The sequence below is a fragment of the Fictibacillus phosphorivorans genome (assembly GCF_001619875.1).
In the GTDB taxonomy this organism is placed as follows: domain Bacteria; phylum Bacillota; class Bacilli; order Bacillales; family Fictibacillaceae; genus Fictibacillus; species Fictibacillus phosphorivorans_B.
Genome location: NZ_LRFC01000001.1, coordinates 695,187 through 711,530, shown reverse-complemented (window position 1 = coordinate 711,530; position 16,344 = coordinate 695,187). Strand labels below are relative to the sequence as shown.

Here is a 16,344-nt window from a genome sequence, read left to right as displayed (position 1 = left end):
CATAGCTTTACACTCTTTCATGATAACGGTTTTGAACCCGCTGATATCTTAATCGCGATTTAAGATCCAGAACTCAGAGGCAGGTTCGATCGGATGTCAGTAGGAACCTTTCACCAAGCAGTTCCCTCTCTATAAATGACAAAATCAATGTACTAATCCTCTTCCATGTTTCATTGGATATATGTTTTTTTGAAATTATATGTGATATTGGGATGAACTGTCAAATTTTAATTAAAGGTTATTTACATAACAGCAGCATGCGCTTTTTCGCTGTATAACGTTGAAGTGGAAGGGGGGGGTCAGACCCGGGTCTGACCCCCTTTCTACTTTTCATAATTCACCGTAAGTTTAAATACATTAGTGACAGAGCATAAGGAGGCGAATTTTATGGATATTCATGTGGTTCAACGAGGTGATTCTCTTTGGAAGATCTCTCAGCGCTATGGCGTTTCTATAACATCACTAGTAAGAACAAATGGAATTGAAAACCAAAATGTGCTTGTTGTTGGGCAGGCACTTGTTATCCCCAACGATTTTCCTGCTTATAGAATTCAATCAGGAGATACTCTTTATGAAATAGCTAGCCGCTACGGTACCACTGTTGAAAGTTTGATAGGATGGAACAATATTCCCCTTGCTTCTGTAATTTATGTTGACCAAGTGATTGATATTCCGATCCATGTGGTCAAACAAGGTGAGTCATTATATAGGATTGCTAATCGATACGGAACATCGGTTGCTGATCTTCAAAAAGAAAACGGGATCGCAAATCCAAATCTTATTTACGCTGGAATGAGACTTTCCATACCGTATAAGAGGCCTGTAAAAGAAGTAAACGCTTATGTGACGAACATGGGAGAGGCTAATCAGACAGAACTTAGAAATGTAGGCTCATATTTAACCTACATCACACCATTCAGCTATTCTGTAACTCGCACTGGCGGATTAACATCTCTGCAGGATGAAGGAATTATCTCTGCTGCTAGAGTCAACCGTGTTGCTCCTCTTATGGGAGTATCCAATATAGAAGGAAATATGTTTAATTCCGATTTAATCAAGACGATTCTAGACAGTGATACACTTCAGGAAACGGTATTAAACAATATATTAAACGTTATGCAGGCGAAGGGTTATCGTGGTGTTAACTTTGATTTTGAATACGTTTATCCTGAGAATAAAGAAGACTATAATACTTTTTTACGGCGTGCGGTCGCAAAATATAAACCATTAGGCTATTCCGTGTCTTCTGCACTGGCACCCAAATATAAAGAAGATCAGCCTGGGTTGTTGTACGAAGCGCATGACTATAAAGCACATGGTGAAATTTTAGATTTCGTGGTAGTCATGACATATGAGTGGGGATGGTCTGGCGGCCGTGCAATGGCGATCGCACCACTTGATGAGGTAAAAAAAGTTTTAGATTATACGGTTTCTGTAATCCCACGCGAAAAAATAATGATGGGCGTACCAACGTACGGACGTGACTGGACACTTCCATTTGTTCAAGGAACACAAGCCAAAACGTTAAGTCCTGTCGCAGCTGTTAATCTCGCAGCGAAGATGAATGCCTCGATTGAATTCGATGAAGACGATGCTTCACCTTGGTTTAATTACCGCGACGATCAAGGGAAAGAGCATGAAGTATGGTTTGAAGACGCAAGAAGCATGCAGGCAAAATACCAAACAGCTATTGATTATAATTTACGAGGAGTAAGCTTTTGGGTACTTGGTATTCCCTTCCCCCAAAACTGGCCAGTCATCCGAGACTCGATGCGGGTGAGGAAGATTTAGTTTTTTTAGTTGTTAGTTGGTTATAAGAAAAAAAGCCAGAAATCTGAAACTCAGATTTCTGGCTTTTCTTAATTTCATCTTTCGTTTACCAAAGGGGTGTGCACCCCACAAATACAAATTAAGGTGATTTGTATTTGTTTGGGGTCAGACCCCTACTTTTGTACTACACCCACCACATCTCGGCCGGCTGCTCTGCAATCAGGATCGACTGCAAGTTCTTCACAGCGCGAGCAAATCCTTCTTCGATCGACATGATCGGATCTTCATGCTCGATGCTAACAACATAGTCATAGCCATACGTACGAAGCGCACTCATCATGTCAGACCAGTCTTGAACAGAGTGACCGCATCCAACAGAACGGAAACTCCATGCACGGTTTTGAACTGCGCCATATGGCTGCATGTCTGTTAAGCCGTACATGTTGATGTTATCTTGATCTAAATAGGTGTCTTTCGCGTGGAAGTGATGGATCGCTCCAGCTTTTCCTAGGATCTTGATTGCTGCGACAGGGTCAATCCCTTGCCACCAAAGGTGGGATGGATCAAGGTTTGCACCAATTGCATCACACGTTTCCTCACGAAGTTTTAACAATGTATATGGGGTGTGTACTAAAAAACCACCGTGAAGTTCTAAACCGATCTTCACGCCATGCTCTTTAGCAAATTGCCCCCACGTGCGCCAATAAGGAATGAGCTTTTCTTCCCATTGCCACTTCAGCACATCGCTGTATTCGTTCGGCCAAGGAGAAACCGGCCAGTTCGGATATTTAGCGTTTTCTGAATCTCCTGGAACACCAGAGAAACAGTTTACAACCGGCACATTCATTAATCCAGCAAGTTCTACTGTTTTTACAAACGTATCGTGTGATTCTTTAGCAAACGCTTCATCAGGTGATAACGGATTTCCATGACAGCTAAATGCTGAGATCGTCAATCCGCGCTTTTCTACTTCATGAAGATATGCTGCACGCTTTTCTTCACTTTCAAGCAGTTCGTCAAGAGGACAGTGAGCGTTCCCAGGATAGTTTCCTGTGCCGATCTCAACCGCTTGAACCCCAGCTTCTTTTACATAGTCGAGCATTTCTGTAAATGATTTTTGTGAAAAGAGAACAGTGAATACTCCTAATTTCATGCTACTTCACTCCTTTTTCATTCTGCAGCTGAACACCTTTACCCATCAAGCTGCTTGCATAGATCGCTTCAATCACACGAGACGTGTTCATCGCTTCTTCTGCCTTCACAAGTGGCTCTGCTTTTCCTAAACAGCTATCCACAAAGTTTTGAGCTTGAGGCAGACCTGGGTCATCTTCCCCATGAATCCAGTCGGCTTTTGTGGTTGTCATCATTCCGTTGCTTGCTTTATTTACCGCAAATGGGAATACATCAAGGCCCCCTTTGTCTCCTGAAATACGAAGCAATTCGGCATCATCCGGAATGTTTGCAGCCCATGATGTTTCAAAAAGGATGGTTCCACCGTTTGCTAGACGAATGTAAGCCGTCACGTGATCGTCCACTTCAAACGTTTCCGCATCAAAAGAACCCCATTGATTCACTTGCTCTGCTTCACGGCTTACCGTGTTATACGTTTGGCCAGTCACTTCACTTACTGTCGGATTATCCATGAGCCAAAGTGTCAAATCTAGTAAATGGCAGCCATAGTCTATTAAACTGCCTCCACCTTGTAACTCTTTGTTCGTGAACACTCCCCAGCCTGGCACTTTGCGTCTTCTCAGTGCCTGTACACGAACGACAAGCGGATTACCCACTTCGCCCGCTTCCATCACACGCTTTGCCGCTTGAGATTCCTTCATGTAGCGGTAGTGATACGCGATCGAGAGCACTTTGCCAGAACGTTTTTCGGCTTCCACCATCTCCGCGCATTCTTCAACAGTCATTGCCATCGGCTTTTCACAAAGAACATGCTTACCAGCATCAAGAGCTGCAACGGTTATCTCTTTATGAAACTTGTTTGGCGTACAAATGACAACAGCATCCACATGCGGCCACATTTCTGTATAGCTTGTAAAATAGTTCGGTACGTGAAATTTTTCTGCAGCCATTTTTGCGACATCTACATTCACATCGCTTATGGCTGTTACTTCAGCTGTATCACTTAACTTTTGAAAAGCGGGGATATGGCGACCTTGTGCAATGCCGCCAGCCCCGATGATCCCAACTCTTAGTTTCATGCGTGAACTCCTGTTTTCACTTTTTCGATCGTTTTCTTTTCGTTTGATTCTAATGCAGCAAGAATGACAGCTAAGGAACGCTTGCCTTCTTCTCCTGTAATAAGCGGCGAGCTTCCAGTTTCAACTGCTTCAATAAAGTGGTCAACCACATGTGAATTTGACTGGTTCTCGTTCGTTTGGATCGCACCAAGTTCATATCGAACGATCGAACCATTCGTGTATTGTGCCACAAGTGAATATTGCGGATCATCTTCTAAACGAAGAATTCCTTTTTCACCATAAATAATAGTTGAGTTGTCTTCTTTTGCTGTATAAGACCAGCTTGCTGCTAATGTCCCAATTATGCCGCTCTCAGTTTTCAGCACACAAACAGCTGTATCATCAACAGATGCAAACTCTTTTGCACTCGTTTCTACAAAAGCACCTACTTCTGCAATCTCTTCACCTAAAATATAGCGGATCAAGTCTGTTTTATGAACGCCAAGGTCACCCATCGCGCCGATAAACGCTTCATCCTTCTTGAAGAACCAGCTGTTCGCACCGTCAACACTCCAGCCTTCAGGTCCCGGATGTCCAAACGCGGTACGGAAGCTGTATACTTTTCCTAGCTCACCGGACGCAATAATCTCACGCGCTTTTTGGTGAGCTGGAACGAAACGCTGGTTATGACCGATCATTAGCGTTTTGCCGCTTTTTTCAGCAGCTTCAATCATCGCTTCTGCTTCTTTTAGAGATGTAGCCATCGGTTTTTCACATAAAACGTGTTTCCCTGCATTCAGAGCCGCGATTGAAATGGGTGCATGCAGGTAGTTAGGCGTACAAACACTCACAGCTTCTACCTCTTCAAGTGCAAGAAGTTCATTGAAATCTGTAAAAATCTTTCCTCCATACACCGCTTGTGCTGCCTCAGCACGTTCTTGAACAACGTCACATACAGCTACGATCTCAACATCCTGATTCGCTGCATATTCTGGCATATGGCGGTGCTGTGCAATACTTCCGCATCCGATAATTCCAACTTTAACTGTCATGTTTAGTTCCTCCTTGTGATATAGGGTTTATATTTTTTGGCTGTTTTTATAAAATTTTGTTTTTTAAAAATGTCTAAACTGCTCCATTGCTTGTTGATTAGAGCGTAAGATGCGCGCCTACTACATGAGAACCAACTCGCAATACATACGACAAGGAAGTTTACTTCGCTTAATTTACTTGTAGCCGCATGAGCAAGAATACTTACTTTGAATTTCAATCTTCTTTCAAGACTCAATAGACGTAGCGAGCATTCTAGAGCATTGAATAAATACTTACAAAAACATTGGACTCTCTGAAGAGATTCTTGTTACTAAAGAATTTCAAAGACAGCTCCATTGCTTGTTGATTATAGTGCAAGGTGCGAGACTCTCGGCTAGGACAGGTGGGGTGGTGAGACACTTATACGTGAAACGTCCAAATGTGGATCACCGCCTGCCCCGCGGAAAGCGAGCATCCTGGAGCGGAAATCAACTACTCTCAAGTGCATCATAGTTACTACAACAGTCTTTTGTTTTTATTTAGCTCCAATCGCTTCAAGAGGTTTTGCGTTCCCGTACTTTGGTGCTTGGCTGCCAGACGGAGCTAAGAATGAAACAGCGTTCGTAATTACTTTTTGCACATCTTCGTTATAATACGTTGGATACGTTTCGTGTCCTGGACGGAAATAGAAGACCTTCCCTTTTCCACGGTTGTAAGCAGCACCAGAACGGAACACTTCTCCGCCCTCAAACCAGCTCACAAATACAAGATCATCTGGAGCCGGAATATCAAAGTGCTCACCGTACATTTCTTCTTTCTCAAGTTCGATGTACTCACCAAGTCCGTTTGCTACAGGGTGGCTCGGGTTCACGATCCAGATGCGTTCTTTTTCATCAGCTTCACGCCACTTCAGGTCACATGAAGTACCCATCAGCTTTTTAAAGATCTTAGAAAAGTGGCCAGAGTGCAAGACAAGCAAGCCCATTCCGTCCAATACACGCTGATACACTTTATTTACGATTTCATCTTCCACTTCGTCGTGTGCTAAGTGCCCCCACCAAACAAGAACATCTGTGTTGTTTAATACTTCTTCTGTTAACCCGTGTTCTGCTTCATCCAACGTCGCTGTGTTCACATCATGACCTGCTTTTTCAAGGAACTCTTGGATTGCACCGTGAATTCCTTTTGGATAAATTTCCTTTACGACCGGATTTTTTTGTTCGTGTCGATTCTCATTCCAAACTGTAACTTTAACCATTTATGATTTCCTCCAATGTGTGTGTAATCGCTTTACGTAAACGTTTACGTATTTCTCAAATAAAAATGAAGCTTGTGTATGATCCGTTTTTTATTTGTCATTTAATGCACTGACGGATTGCCTTTCAATGATCGTAAAAGGCATATAACGGCTTTCTGCTTCTTTTTGTTCACCTTTAATCAAATTGACTAATATTTCTCCTGCTGTCTGCCCCATATCTTTTAGCGGCTGAGATACCGTTGTTAATGCCGGGTAACACATCTCCGCAATCTTTAAATTATCATACCCGATGATCGATAATTCCTCAGGCACTTTAATGCCCAGCTGATGTGCTGCTGACATCGCGCCGATTGCCATCTCATCACTAGCTGCGAATAAGGCGGTCATGTTGGGAAGCTTTTTAAGAAGCAGCGGCAATGATTCTTTTCCGTTTTGAAAACGGTAGCCTTCATTTGTTGTCACATGATTCTCTGAAAAGGGCAGACCATGTTTTTGAAGTGCTTCTTGAAACCCTTGCATTCTCGGAACTCCCGCGATCGGATCATGATGACTACCGCCGATCATTCCAATCTGCGTATGTCCTCGTTGAATTAAGTACTCAGTCGCTTTAAAAGCGCCTTCATAATCGTTAACCCGAACAAATGGCAGGTTGTAGTGAGTTGATGCTGTTGAAACAAGTACGACGGGCACCTGCATCTCTTCAAAGATTTTATAATACTCTTCCTTCACATCCTCTGAAGCGAATATGATGCCATCTACCCTTTTTTCCTGAAGAAGCCTGAGATATTTAACAGTTCTCTTTCCACTCGAAGTTGTGTTGCACACGATCACGCTAAATCCTCCGTCGTGCGCGGCGTTTTCAACACCTTCAAGAACTTCTGAGGAAAGCATTCCAGACACCTCGGGAAACAACACCCCGATTGTTTGCGTGCGCTTGTTTATGAGTCCGCGCGCAATGGCGTTTGGCTGATATCCAAGGGCCTCGATGGATTGCTGAACTTTCTTCTTCGTTTCCTCCGAATAGCCTGGCAGCCCGTTTACAATCCGAGAAACAGTAGCAATTGAAACGTTTGCATGTTTGGCCACATCTTTAATTGTCGGATTCAAAACATCTACCTGCTTTCTTGTTACGTAAACGTTTACATTTACACTTACAATCTATCAGCGCATCGCAAAAAAGTCAATTATTTATTCATAAAAAAAGATTACAGTTTTTTAAAAAGGGAAAAGACTACTAATAAGAAATGGAGGTCACTTTCATATGTGGTATCAGCACTCATTCTTTAAGTACGCCGCAGGATCCGCTCTAATACTCATCATTCTTTTCCTACTTGGAAAAATCGATTACCTGCTTGACTTCCTTTATCTCGTTATTTCAAGTGTTTTCTTTCCGGTTTTTATCGCGAGTCTGCTTTATTATCTTTTAAGACCTCTGATTCGCTATTTAATTAAGAAAAGAATTCCAAAGTTTATTGCCATCTTAGCTGTTCTGCTTGGATTGATCTTATCATTCTCGGGAATTGCAGCGCTTGCTGTTCCTGTTATTGCCGATCAGCTTACGAACATAACGGATGATTTTCCTAAAAAAATCGGGGAAGCAACAGAGAAAACAGGAACGATGATCACAGGAACCAAGAAATCTTTTATCGACAGTACGCATGTTGCCAAGTTAGCCACACAGCGCCTTGAAAAGTTTACAAGTTCTATTTCAAAGGATGTGATCGCTCTTGTCACAACGCTGACTAATATTGCCCTCGTGCTATTAGTTGTGCCTTTTATCCTTTTTTACCTATTGCTTGATGATCGGAAGTTCTTTCACTATTTCTTAAGACTTGTGCCTCATCACATGGAACACGATGTTGCAGCCATATTAAAGGATATTGATTCCACACTGTCATCTTACATTAAGGGACAAGTGTTAGTGGCCTTTTTTGTAGGCATTTTCATGTATGCCGGCTATTTATTGATCGGACTTAAATTTGCGCTGGTTCTTGCTCTTTTTGCCGTCTTAACAAATGTAATACCGTTTTTAGGACCCTTTATCGGTGTATTTCCTGCGCTTTTAGTCGGCTTGATCCAAGACCCATTCATGGCCATAAAAGTTGCACTTGTCACGCTTGTGGTTCAGCAAGTGGAGGGTAACATCTTATCACCGCAGATTATGGGAAAACAGCTTCGCATCCATCCCCTTACGATCATATTAGTTGTGCTTATGGCAGGTGCTGCTTTTGGTTTTATCGGCTTACTATTAGCCATCCCGGCCTATGCCGTGACAAAGACAATCATAAGCAACCTGTACCGCATATACCTGTTATACAATCCACCAGAGTCGAGAAGCAATCTGCTCTGAAAGGAGAAACGTGTCTGCCGTGAAACAGCCATTTGTTAAGGAAATTACGTTAAAAGATAAGATCTGGAAGTATTTTGAATCATGCCGGCCATGGGTGCATCGGTTTGCCCGTGTCGGTTATCTTTCCAAAGGCATTGTTTATGTCATTATTGGTATTCTTGCTTTGATCATGTCGACTGGAAAGCACCCGAATGAAGCAAGTTCAAATGGAGCACTTTATACGATTGCTCAGCAGCCTTTTGGCCCTTTATTATTAATCGTGCTCTCCATTGGCTTAAGTGCTTATGCATTTTGGCAGATCGTAAAAGCGGTTTTCGATCCAGAATGTGTTAACCATAGCTGGAAAAGATGGTTCAGCAGGCTAGGTTTTCTGTTCATAGCGGGCGTTTATATTGCGATGTGCATCAGTTCCCTAAGAATCTTGTTCCGCGCAAGAGCCGAATCTTCGGATAAAACCTACCAGACTCTATCTGCAGAGATGTTATCTCAGCCCTTTGGACAATTATTAATCGCAATCGGTGGTCTTGTGTTCGGTATCATTGGAATTATATTTTTGAACCGTGCCATCTCGCACCGTTTCAAGCGAGATTTGAAGAAAAATGAGATGAACCAAAAAGAATGGAAATGGAGCGGGTATATTGGGACATTCGGAATGGCAGCGCGGGGCATCGTATTTATGATCATTGCGTTCTTTCTTGTCCGAACCGCTGTTCTGGCAGACCCTGAAGAGACACGAGGGTTGGACGGTGCCCTGCTTGAACTAGCTGCCCAGCCGTTTGGTCCCGTGCTGCTCGCTATTGTTTCTCTCGGCTTCGTCTCATACGGAGTTTTCATGTTTGCTAGTGCCAGGTATAGGCGGTTGAATAGCGAGTAATTTGAGTAATGTTGGTAATGTTTATAAAGTGGGTAAAAGAAAAATCCTTGTCTCCCATAGCAGAGACAAGGATTTTTTTGTGTTTCTGACAAATACAAAATTGGAGAATTTGTATTTGTTTGGGGTCAGACCCCCTTTTATTCGTTCGACCACTTCTCGAGGGTCTTATCTGTTGGCAGCATAACCGTTAAAAGCCCTAACAACGGCAGGAAGCTTATTAAGAGCATCGTGTTCGAGATACTCGTAAGGTCCGCAACTTTACCGAGTACAACGGAACCTAGCGCACCCATACCAAAAGCTAAACCTACGATTAACCCTGAAACCATCCCGATCCTTCCCGGTACGAGTTCTTGAGCATATACAACAGTCACTGAAAAGCTCGTGTTTAAAATAAAGCCAATCACGAAAAATAAGGGTATGACAGCCCATAAACCAACGTGCGGCAAAACAAGAGCGAGTGGTGCTGTACCGACCATCGACCAAAAGATCATGTTTCTTTTTCCTAATCGATCTGCAATCGGCCCGCCAAAGAATGTTCCAAGTACGCCTGATGCCATAAAAACAAATAAATAAACTTGAGCTTGCCGTATGGATAAACCGTAATCTTGAATTAAATAAAACTGATAATAGTTACCGATTCCTGAAAAATACCACGACCGGGCAAACACTAAAAAGACAAGGAGTGCCATCGCTCCGATCACTTGATTCTTTCTCTTCTTATCGATCGCCTTTTTCTCTCCCGTTTGTTTTTTTACACGGGGGAAATGTACAAGCTGCTTTGCGTACCAGCCTGATACATAAAACAGTACGAAAATCGCTATTGCCGCAAGTGACGTAAACCATACTGCTCCAAACTGACCGAGCGGAACAAATACAAGTGCTGTCATAACAGGCGCGAGTGAACTTCCTGTATTTCCTCCAACCTGATAGATAGATTGTGCTAGTCCGCGGCGGTTACCAGCTGCCATATAAGCAACTCGAGACCCTTCTGGATGGAAGACGGCACTTCCAAGTCCAATGCCTATTACAGATAGGATGATCAAGTAAAACGAATCCGCAAATGCAATACCAAGCATACCTATTAAGCTAGCCATCATCCCAAATGGCAATAAATAAGGAGATGTGGTCCGGTCGGTATACCAGCCGATAACAGGCTGCATGATGGATGAAGTGATATTAAGCGTAAAGGCAATCCAGCCTAGCTGAGTAAACGTTAAATTCATAGATTTCTCTAAAATAGGAAAAATGGCTGGAATCACGGCCTGCATTGAGTCGTTTAACAGATGGACAAAACTAATGGCAAAGAGGATGGAATAAATGGTTTTCTGCTGTGAAGACGCTAAGCTTGGCGTCTTTTCTTCTGTTGGTGCTGCCATGCTGCATTCCTTCTTTCTATAATCGTACTCGGTAAGTAACTTAAATCTATGTAACTTACAATAGATTACCATAATCAGCGTGTCCAATACTAAAATATAGGATTTCGAACCGTATAATGGAGCAAACACCCTTAGAGAGATCCTGAAAAGCGCGCGGGAAATAAATTGTTTGGGGTCTGACCCCCTGACCCCCTTTCCTCAAAACAAAAAGCCAGCTCCAAAATGGATACGCTGGCTTCTTCTCTCATTATTTCAACCTATTGATTCCCTCGAATTAGATCTTCTCGATTACCTTATCAATGATTCCATATTTTAATGCTTCTTCTGCTGACATGAAATAATCACGGTCGGTGTCTTTTTCTACTTTTTCAATCGGCTGGCCAGATCGATCCGAGATGATTTTATTCAACAGTTCGCGCGTCTGCAGGATACGCTTTGCGTGGATCGCCATATCTGACGCCTGGCCTTGTGTTCCTCCTAAAGGCTGGTGAATCATTACTTCAGCGTTTGGAAGTGCATAACGTTTTCCCTTAGCGCCAGCTACCATTAAGACTGCTCCCATTGATGCTGCCATCCCGATACAGATCGTTGACACATCTGGCTTGATGAACTGCATTGTGTCATAGATTGCAAGACCTGCCGTAACGGAACCACCCGGGGAGTTGATGTAGATCGAAATATCTTTTTCAGGATCTTCTGCCGCCAAGAACAGAAGCTGCGCGACGATCGAGTTTGCCACGTTATCATCGATCGCGCTTCCCAGCATAATGATACGATCCTTCAATAGTCTGGAATAGATATCATAAGACCGCTCTCCGCGGTTTGTTGATTCAACAACCATAGGTATTAAGTTCATATTGTTTCCTCCTTGTTATGCCGCGATTGCCATCGGGCTAGTATTTGAAGTATGTGGTACATGTATTTTTCCAAATCCTGATGTGATAAAAATGATTTTAGCCGGCTCTTGCTGATTTTCTGTTCCTTGCACCTGTACTTCGGTTTTCATTGGAAGTGAATTCGACTCTTCACCAGCTGCTGCATCTCGTTTATTAGGTGTAACCGTGTTTTTGTTGTCCTTTTTCACGTTGTGCCGCCTCCTTCAGGTTTTGGATACATAGCCATTGACACATGAAACGTTTTTGCATCTTTTTGATTCGGTTTGTGATGCTTTTGAATGAGAGCTGTCAGCATTTCTGCATAGTCTTGCAAAAATGCAGTCCGATTCTTAACACCTGAAAGCGAGAGCTCCATCTCCATTACAGCACTCGGGATTTCTTCGTTGTCGACCTGCTCCATTAGAGAAACGGCATCACGTTTTATTTTTTCTGTGAGTGATAACACGTGAGCGAGAGCGGTTTGATCTTGAAGTTTCTGGATGGTTTCTGAAGAAAGTCCTAGTGAATCTGATAATAAAAACGATCTTCCGGCACTTACATATAGAATTTCTACAAGGTTTCTTACATTCCTTGTACCTGCACGAACAACAAGCCCTACTTTTTCCAAAGCTTTCAGATGGTAGTTCACCTTTTGAGCGGAATCGTTCATTTTCTTTGATAGCTCTGTCGCAGATTGCGGATCTCTCAACAAGCTTACGATTTCTGATCGGACTGGATGCAGAAGGGCAGCAGCTTGCTCAGGCTCTGTGACGATAAACGTTTCTGGGATGCTTTGATTCCTCTTCACTTTCATCACCTCACTTTAACTGTATGACCACAACGTAAAAATTATTCTTTACGTAAAACCATTTTATTACGTTACACCTCATTATGTCAAAGATTTGAGCAAAATATACGTATGCCTATAGACACAAAAAAACAGACTGTCTTGATCTCCAGCCTGCTTTTTCTCGCTATAAAAGCGGTATTATACCAAGTACCAAAAAAATCATTGCCATACCAGCATTTAACCAAAATTCAGTTTTTTGCTTAAATATTTTTCGTTCCACCGCACGAAACGAAAAGATCACGGTTAGGATTGAAAACAAAACGGTGGGGCTCTCCCATGTTTTTCCGTTATAGATGGCGAGCAATAGTCCTATAAACATGAGCAGCATCTCAGTATACACCCAGTGTTTTGGTCGTTTTTTCATGAAACTAAAAGGCCCCCTTTCACCGGTTGATAGTATACAGTGTACGGTGTGGAGACCTATTCGGTGCTTATCTTTATACGGTTTTTCCTTGTTTTTCCTCTAGCCAGTTGCCTGCTGCTGCATTTTTATGAAGGACACGCAGCACGATCCACCCCAGCAATCCACCAACTACAGAACTCACAAGGAAAGGTGCTACAAAAAAGAACGCTCCTGTTTTCGAACCTAATACGTATGTTGCGACTGGCACCGCAGCAAGAGCTCCAATAATGCCTGTCCCTATCCATTCTCCGATTGCAGCAAAAACATATTTTCTTCCCTTCCTATAAAAATACCCCGCTGCAAGTGCGCCGATCATCCCCCCTGGAAAGGCAAGCAATGAACCGACGCCGAACAAGTTGCGCAGCAAACCGATGCTAAATGCGACGAGCATAGCTGGTATAGGTCCGAGTGTTACACCAGCAATAACATTTATTGCATGCTGAACAGGAAAGGCTTTCGCAACACCAGCAGGAATCCAAAAGATATGAGAAGACAGTGTACCGATCGCAACCAGCATCGCCATAAGAGTAAGTTTCTGAACAGATATCTTCATTTAGACATCTCTCTTTGCTGATTGTATAATTTTGGACATTTTCCGTGACGCTTCTTCAGGGGAATCCACACCGCTTAATGCCGAAATAACTGCTGCACCATCAGCACCCGCAAGGATTACTTCACTCACATTCTTAATCGTGATACCGCCTATACCAACAAGTGGCAGGTTGATATGATTCATAAGAAACTCTTTGATCCGTGCTACACCTACAGGTTCTTCCGCATCCTCCTTTGAAGCAGTTTGATAGATTGGACCAACCCCAATGTAGTCTGCCCCTTTAGAAACAGCATCTTCGGCTTCAGCAAGTGTATGAGCAGAAACCCCAAGTATTTTTCCTTTTGTTGCTTCTCTTATCGTCTTTAAGTCTCCGTCTTTTTGGCCCACGTGAAGTCCATCAGCATCCACGGATTTCATTAACTCCAAATCATCATTTACGATAAAAAGCACCCCGTGTTCCCTGCAAATCTGCTTTGCACGGTTAGCTATTTCAAGACGCTTTTCACCACGTAAACTCTTTGCTCCTTTTTCCCTAAATTGAAAAGCCGTAACACCTCCTTGAATGGCTTGTAAAAGAATGCGTTCAAAAGCTTCAGGCGAATCACAGTTCATCGTTCCTGCTACAAAATAAAGAGAAAGTTGCTGTTTTAAGTCTTTTATAGCAGAAGTTCTCATCTTCTTGCACCTTCCTTTAAAATGTGATCTTGCCAGTGGATTGAACCTTGCCAGATTTGTGGCGTAGTTTCTAATATAAACAGCTGGTCGATAAGGTTTTGCTGAAAACTCCCGGGTCCCTTTGCAGTCTTCACCGCTTCTTCCGCTGCTTTTGTGAGCATCAGAATCGCTAAGGCTGTTCGTTCTAAAATAGATAGAGCCTGTCCTCTCGATTCTTCGCTTTTTTGTTCTGCCTGATACAATGCCACCATAGAGGTTGCAAAGCAGCCCGTACTTGTAACAAAAGCTAGCATGGGATCGCCATGTGAAAGTACGATTGATCTTTCACCATCAGAAATAACATCTCTTTCTCCAGTCATCGCGATAAGACAACTTGTTTGGTTTGCAGCCGCTCTAGCAAGCTTAATCAAATCTTCTTCTGAGCTTCCTAGTTCACCAAGTTCACCATCAACACCCTTACCTGTCCAATCTCCTTCTGCAAGGAATCGCATCTCTGCTGCGTTTCCGCAAATTGTCAGAATTGTTTGGGGCCAGACCCCCTTCAATTGTGAATATTCTGACAATATTTCCTTAACTACTTCTTGACGGAACGCGGATAGTCCTATTCCTACTGGGTCAAGTACAACGGGTACACCCTTCTCCATCGCTTTTCGAAAAGCAAGAATCATAGACTTTGCCGCTGGTTCATCTAGCGTTCCGATGTTCAGCACTAGTGCATCGGCAAACCCCACTGCTTCTTCCACTTCACCTGCATCGTGAACCATCATCGGACTCCCTCCTGCTGCAAGCACTCCGTTAGCCAGAAAATTCATCGTGACGTTATTTGTAATGTGATGAATAAGCGGCTTTTCTCTTCTAACTTCTGCTACAAACTCTTTCCATTTTTGTACTCTAGTATTGTTCAAGTGCAATCCTCCTATAAACAAAATGATTAACCGGCCCATGACCTGAGCCGACATCTATCCTATGTGCTATCGCATTTTGAATAAACTTTTTCGCATGTTCAATAGCGCTCTCAGCTGTCTTCCCGTAGGCAAGTTCTGCTGTAATGGCTGCAGAGAAGGTGCATCCTGTTCCATGTGTATTTTTTGTGTCAATGCGCTTCTCTACAAGTTCAGCCATCTCAACACCGTTATACAGAAGATCCGATACATACTCTCCACTGCCGTCGTAATGCCCCCCTTTTATTACGACATAATCAGCACCGCCATCAAAAAGAACTTTTGCCGCTTCTGCTCTTGCTTCCTCACAATCTATCTTAATGCCAGTTAATGCTTCTGCTTCAGGAATGTTAGGTGTGATGATTTTCGCGATCGGCAGCATATACGTTTTCATTGCGTCCGTTGCTTCTTTACCTAAGAGAGTGGCACCTCCTTTTGCAATCATGACAGGATCGACAACCACGTTGTTCCATCCGAATTTCCTCATATAATAAGCCGTTCGTTCGATGTATTCTCCAGAGTACAGCATCCCGGTCTTTACAGCATGAGGGTTCAGATCACTTCCGATCGATTGCAGCTGAGCCTCAATTCCCTCTAAGAGAACAGGAAATACCCCTTGAACACCAGTTGTGTTCTGGGCCGTAACAGCTGTAAGAACAGACATGCCATAAACACCAAATTCTTGGAACGTTTTCAGGTCAGCTTGTATACCTGCTCCTCCCCCGCTGTCTGATCCTGCGATTGTTAGTGCTTTGCTTACTTTTATCAGTTGTCCCAAACGATCATCCTCCTCGTTATATACAAAAAGCCACCCGCCAAATAAATAGCGGGTGGCCATTACAGATTCATTAACAATGAAATGAAAGACAAGCTTGTAATTTTCCACACCGCTTCCCTACGCCAGTATGATCTGGATCAGGTTCAAAGGGTCGAAGGCTGTTACCTTCTCTCAGCTTTTAAAAAAGCACCCCTAGCGGAACTGACTATATTGAATTAACTCAATCCTACCCACACACCTTAAGAAATGTCAACGTTTTTTTCAAATAAGTGTTTTATGTGTGTTTAATCCACTTCAATTACGGGGAAATAGTAATTAACATACAATAACAACATAAAAGATACAGAACAAAAACCTTTGTAACAAAATGGAGAAATCAAAGGAATAAAAATGACAAACCATTAACAAATTTACCAAAAG

Annotated in this window: 17 protein-coding genes, 1 riboswitch and 1 other annotated feature (1 of these 19 cut by a window edge); of the genes, 3 read left to right on the top strand and 14 right to left on the bottom strand. The window is 42.9% G+C overall.

Going from position 1 to position 16,344, the window contains the following annotated elements; translation table 11 throughout:
- Positions 1 to 175, bottom strand: a binding site (T-box leader); it reaches 41 nt to the left of the window's first position.
- 212 nt (positions 176 to 387) lie between these two features.
- Positions 388 to 1,791, top strand: coding sequence for a LysM peptidoglycan-binding domain-containing protein (locus AWM68_RS03670; protein WP_066236954.1), 1,404 nt, complete (start codon positions 388 to 390; stop codon positions 1,789 to 1,791).
- A gap of 163 nt (positions 1,792 to 1,954) precedes the next feature.
- On the opposite strand, the gene AWM68_RS03665 is transcribed toward AWM68_RS03670, so the two are convergent.
- The 5 genes from AWM68_RS03665 to AWM68_RS03645 all read right to left on the bottom strand — a co-directional run bounded on the left by AWM68_RS03665 (position 1,955) and on the right by AWM68_RS03645 (position 7,356).
- Positions 1,955 to 2,923, bottom strand: coding sequence for a sugar phosphate isomerase/epimerase family protein (locus AWM68_RS03665; protein ID WP_066236951.1), 969 nt, complete (start codon positions 2,921 to 2,923; stop codon positions 1,955 to 1,957).
- A 1-nt stretch (position 2,924) separates the two neighbouring features.
- Complete coding sequence (locus tag AWM68_RS03660) at positions 2,925 to 3,980, bottom strand: Gfo/Idh/MocA family protein (RefSeq protein WP_066236949.1); 1,056 nt, start codon at positions 3,978 to 3,980, stop codon at positions 2,925 to 2,927.
- Positions 3,977 to 5,011, bottom strand: coding sequence for a Gfo/Idh/MocA family protein (locus AWM68_RS03655; protein ID WP_066236946.1), 1,035 nt, complete (start codon positions 5,009 to 5,011; stop codon positions 3,977 to 3,979). The genes AWM68_RS03660 and AWM68_RS03655 overlap by 4 nt, the downstream gene beginning before the upstream one ends.
- A 515-nt stretch (positions 5,012 to 5,526) precedes the next feature.
- Positions 5,527 to 6,249, bottom strand: a complete 723-nt coding sequence (locus AWM68_RS03650) for a ThuA domain-containing protein (RefSeq protein WP_066236944.1) — start codon at positions 6,247 to 6,249, stop codon at positions 5,527 to 5,529.
- A gap of 90 nt (positions 6,250 to 6,339) precedes the next feature.
- Positions 6,340 to 7,356 (bottom strand): LacI family DNA-binding transcriptional regulator, encoded by a 1,017-nt coding sequence (locus tag AWM68_RS03645; protein ID WP_066236941.1) that lies wholly within the window; start codon positions 7,354 to 7,356, stop codon positions 6,340 to 6,342.
- 154 nt (positions 7,357 to 7,510) lie between these two features.
- On the opposite strand from AWM68_RS03645, the gene AWM68_RS03640 reads away from it, so the two are divergent.
- Both AWM68_RS03640 and AWM68_RS03635 read left to right on the top strand, forming a co-directional pair.
- The gene (locus AWM68_RS03640; protein ID WP_066236939.1) at positions 7,511 to 8,599 is read left to right on the top strand and encodes an AI-2E family transporter; all 1,089 of its coding nucleotides are present in this window, start codon (positions 7,511 to 7,513) and stop codon (positions 8,597 to 8,599) included.
- Positions 8,600 to 8,618: 19 nt separating this feature from the next.
- Positions 8,619 to 9,473 (top strand): DUF1206 domain-containing protein, encoded by an 855-nt coding sequence (locus AWM68_RS03635; RefSeq protein WP_066236937.1) that lies wholly within the window; start codon positions 8,619 to 8,621, stop codon positions 9,471 to 9,473.
- A 137-nt stretch (positions 9,474 to 9,610) separates the two neighbouring features.
- Here AWM68_RS03635 and AWM68_RS03630 read toward each other — a convergent pair whose 3' ends face one another.
- The 9 genes from AWM68_RS03630 to thiD all read right to left on the bottom strand — a co-directional run bounded on the left by AWM68_RS03630 (position 9,611) and on the right by thiD (position 15,912).
- The gene (locus tag AWM68_RS03630; RefSeq protein ID WP_066236934.1) at positions 9,611 to 10,849 is read right to left on the bottom strand and encodes an MFS transporter; all 1,239 of its coding nucleotides are present in this window, start codon (positions 10,847 to 10,849) and stop codon (positions 9,611 to 9,613) included.
- Positions 10,850 to 11,123: 274 nt separating this feature from the next.
- On the bottom strand, positions 11,124 to 11,705 hold the full coding sequence (gene clpP / locus AWM68_RS03625) for an ATP-dependent Clp endopeptidase proteolytic subunit ClpP (RefSeq protein WP_066236931.1): 582 nt from the start codon (positions 11,703 to 11,705) through the stop codon (positions 11,124 to 11,126).
- A gap of 15 nt (positions 11,706 to 11,720) precedes the next feature.
- Positions 11,721 to 11,933 (bottom strand): hypothetical protein, encoded by a 213-nt coding sequence (locus tag AWM68_RS03620; protein ID WP_066236928.1) that lies wholly within the window; start codon positions 11,931 to 11,933, stop codon positions 11,721 to 11,723.
- Positions 11,930 to 12,532 carry a winged helix-turn-helix domain-containing protein gene (locus AWM68_RS03615; RefSeq protein ID WP_066236926.1) on the bottom strand — a complete coding sequence of 201 codons (603 nt, stop codon included), beginning with the start codon at positions 12,530 to 12,532 and terminating at the stop codon, positions 11,930 to 11,932. Before AWM68_RS03615 ends, AWM68_RS03620 begins: the two co-directional genes overlap by 4 nt.
- 166 nt (positions 12,533 to 12,698) lie before the next feature.
- The gene (locus AWM68_RS03610) at positions 12,699 to 12,938 is read right to left on the bottom strand and encodes a hypothetical protein (RefSeq protein WP_066236923.1); all 240 of its coding nucleotides are present in this window, start codon (positions 12,936 to 12,938) and stop codon (positions 12,699 to 12,701) included.
- Between the two features lie 73 nt (positions 12,939 to 13,011).
- Positions 13,012 to 13,530 (bottom strand): energy coupling factor transporter S component ThiW, encoded by a 519-nt coding sequence (gene thiW, locus AWM68_RS03605; RefSeq protein ID WP_066236920.1) that lies wholly within the window; start codon positions 13,528 to 13,530, stop codon positions 13,012 to 13,014.
- Complete coding sequence (gene thiE, locus AWM68_RS03600) at positions 13,531 to 14,205, bottom strand: thiamine phosphate synthase (RefSeq protein ID WP_066236917.1); 675 nt, start codon at positions 14,203 to 14,205, stop codon at positions 13,531 to 13,533.
- On the bottom strand, positions 14,202 to 15,110 hold the full coding sequence (gene thiM, locus AWM68_RS03595; RefSeq protein ID WP_231868360.1) for a hydroxyethylthiazole kinase: 909 nt from the start codon (positions 15,108 to 15,110) through the stop codon (positions 14,202 to 14,204). Before thiM ends, thiE begins: the two co-directional genes overlap by 4 nt.
- Positions 15,097 to 15,912 carry a bifunctional hydroxymethylpyrimidine kinase/phosphomethylpyrimidine kinase gene (gene thiD, locus AWM68_RS03590; RefSeq protein WP_066237479.1) on the bottom strand — a complete coding sequence of 272 codons (816 nt, stop codon included), beginning with the start codon at positions 15,910 to 15,912 and terminating at the stop codon, positions 15,097 to 15,099. Before thiD ends, thiM begins: the two co-directional genes overlap by 14 nt.
- A 109-nt stretch (positions 15,913 to 16,021) precedes the next feature.
- Positions 16,022 to 16,128: riboswitch (TPP riboswitch) on the bottom strand.
- Positions 16,129 to 16,344: the final 216 nt, after the last annotated feature.

What these genes read in the sequence shown, in the direction of transcription:
- AWM68_RS03670 (WP_066236954.1), top strand. Translation starts at nt 388, where the DNA reads ATGGATATTCATGTGGTTCAACGAGGTGATTCTCTTTGGAAGATCTCT.
- AWM68_RS03610 (WP_066236923.1), bottom strand. Translation starts at nt 12,938, where the DNA reads ATGAAAAAACGACCAAAACACTGGGTGTATACTGAGATGCTGCTCATG.
- clpP (WP_066236931.1), bottom strand. Translation starts at nt 11,705, where the DNA reads ATGAACTTAATACCTATGGTTGTTGAATCAACAAACCGCGGAGAGCGG.
- thiE (WP_066236917.1), bottom strand. Translation starts at nt 14,205, where the DNA reads ATGAGAACTTCTGCTATAAAAGACTTAAAACAGCAACTTTCTCTTTAT.
- AWM68_RS03655 (WP_066236946.1), bottom strand. Translation starts at nt 5,011, where the DNA reads ATGACAGTTAAAGTTGGAATTATCGGATGCGGAAGTATTGCACAGCAC.
- AWM68_RS03650 (WP_066236944.1), bottom strand. Translation starts at nt 6,249, where the DNA reads ATGGTTAAAGTTACAGTTTGGAATGAGAATCGACACGAACAAAAAAAT.
- AWM68_RS03660 (WP_066236949.1), bottom strand. Translation starts at nt 3,980, where the DNA reads ATGAAACTAAGAGTTGGGATCATCGGGGCTGGCGGCATTGCACAAGGT.
- AWM68_RS03630 (WP_066236934.1), bottom strand. Translation starts at nt 10,849, where the DNA reads ATGGCAGCACCAACAGAAGAAAAGACGCCAAGCTTAGCGTCTTCACAG.
- thiW (WP_066236920.1), bottom strand. Translation starts at nt 13,530, where the DNA reads ATGAAGATATCTGTTCAGAAACTTACTCTTATGGCGATGCTGGTTGCG.
- AWM68_RS03640 (WP_066236939.1), top strand. Translation starts at nt 7,511, where the DNA reads ATGTGGTATCAGCACTCATTCTTTAAGTACGCCGCAGGATCCGCTCTA.
- AWM68_RS03665 (WP_066236951.1), bottom strand. Translation starts at nt 2,923, where the DNA reads ATGAAATTAGGAGTATTCACTGTTCTCTTTTCACAAAAATCATTTACA.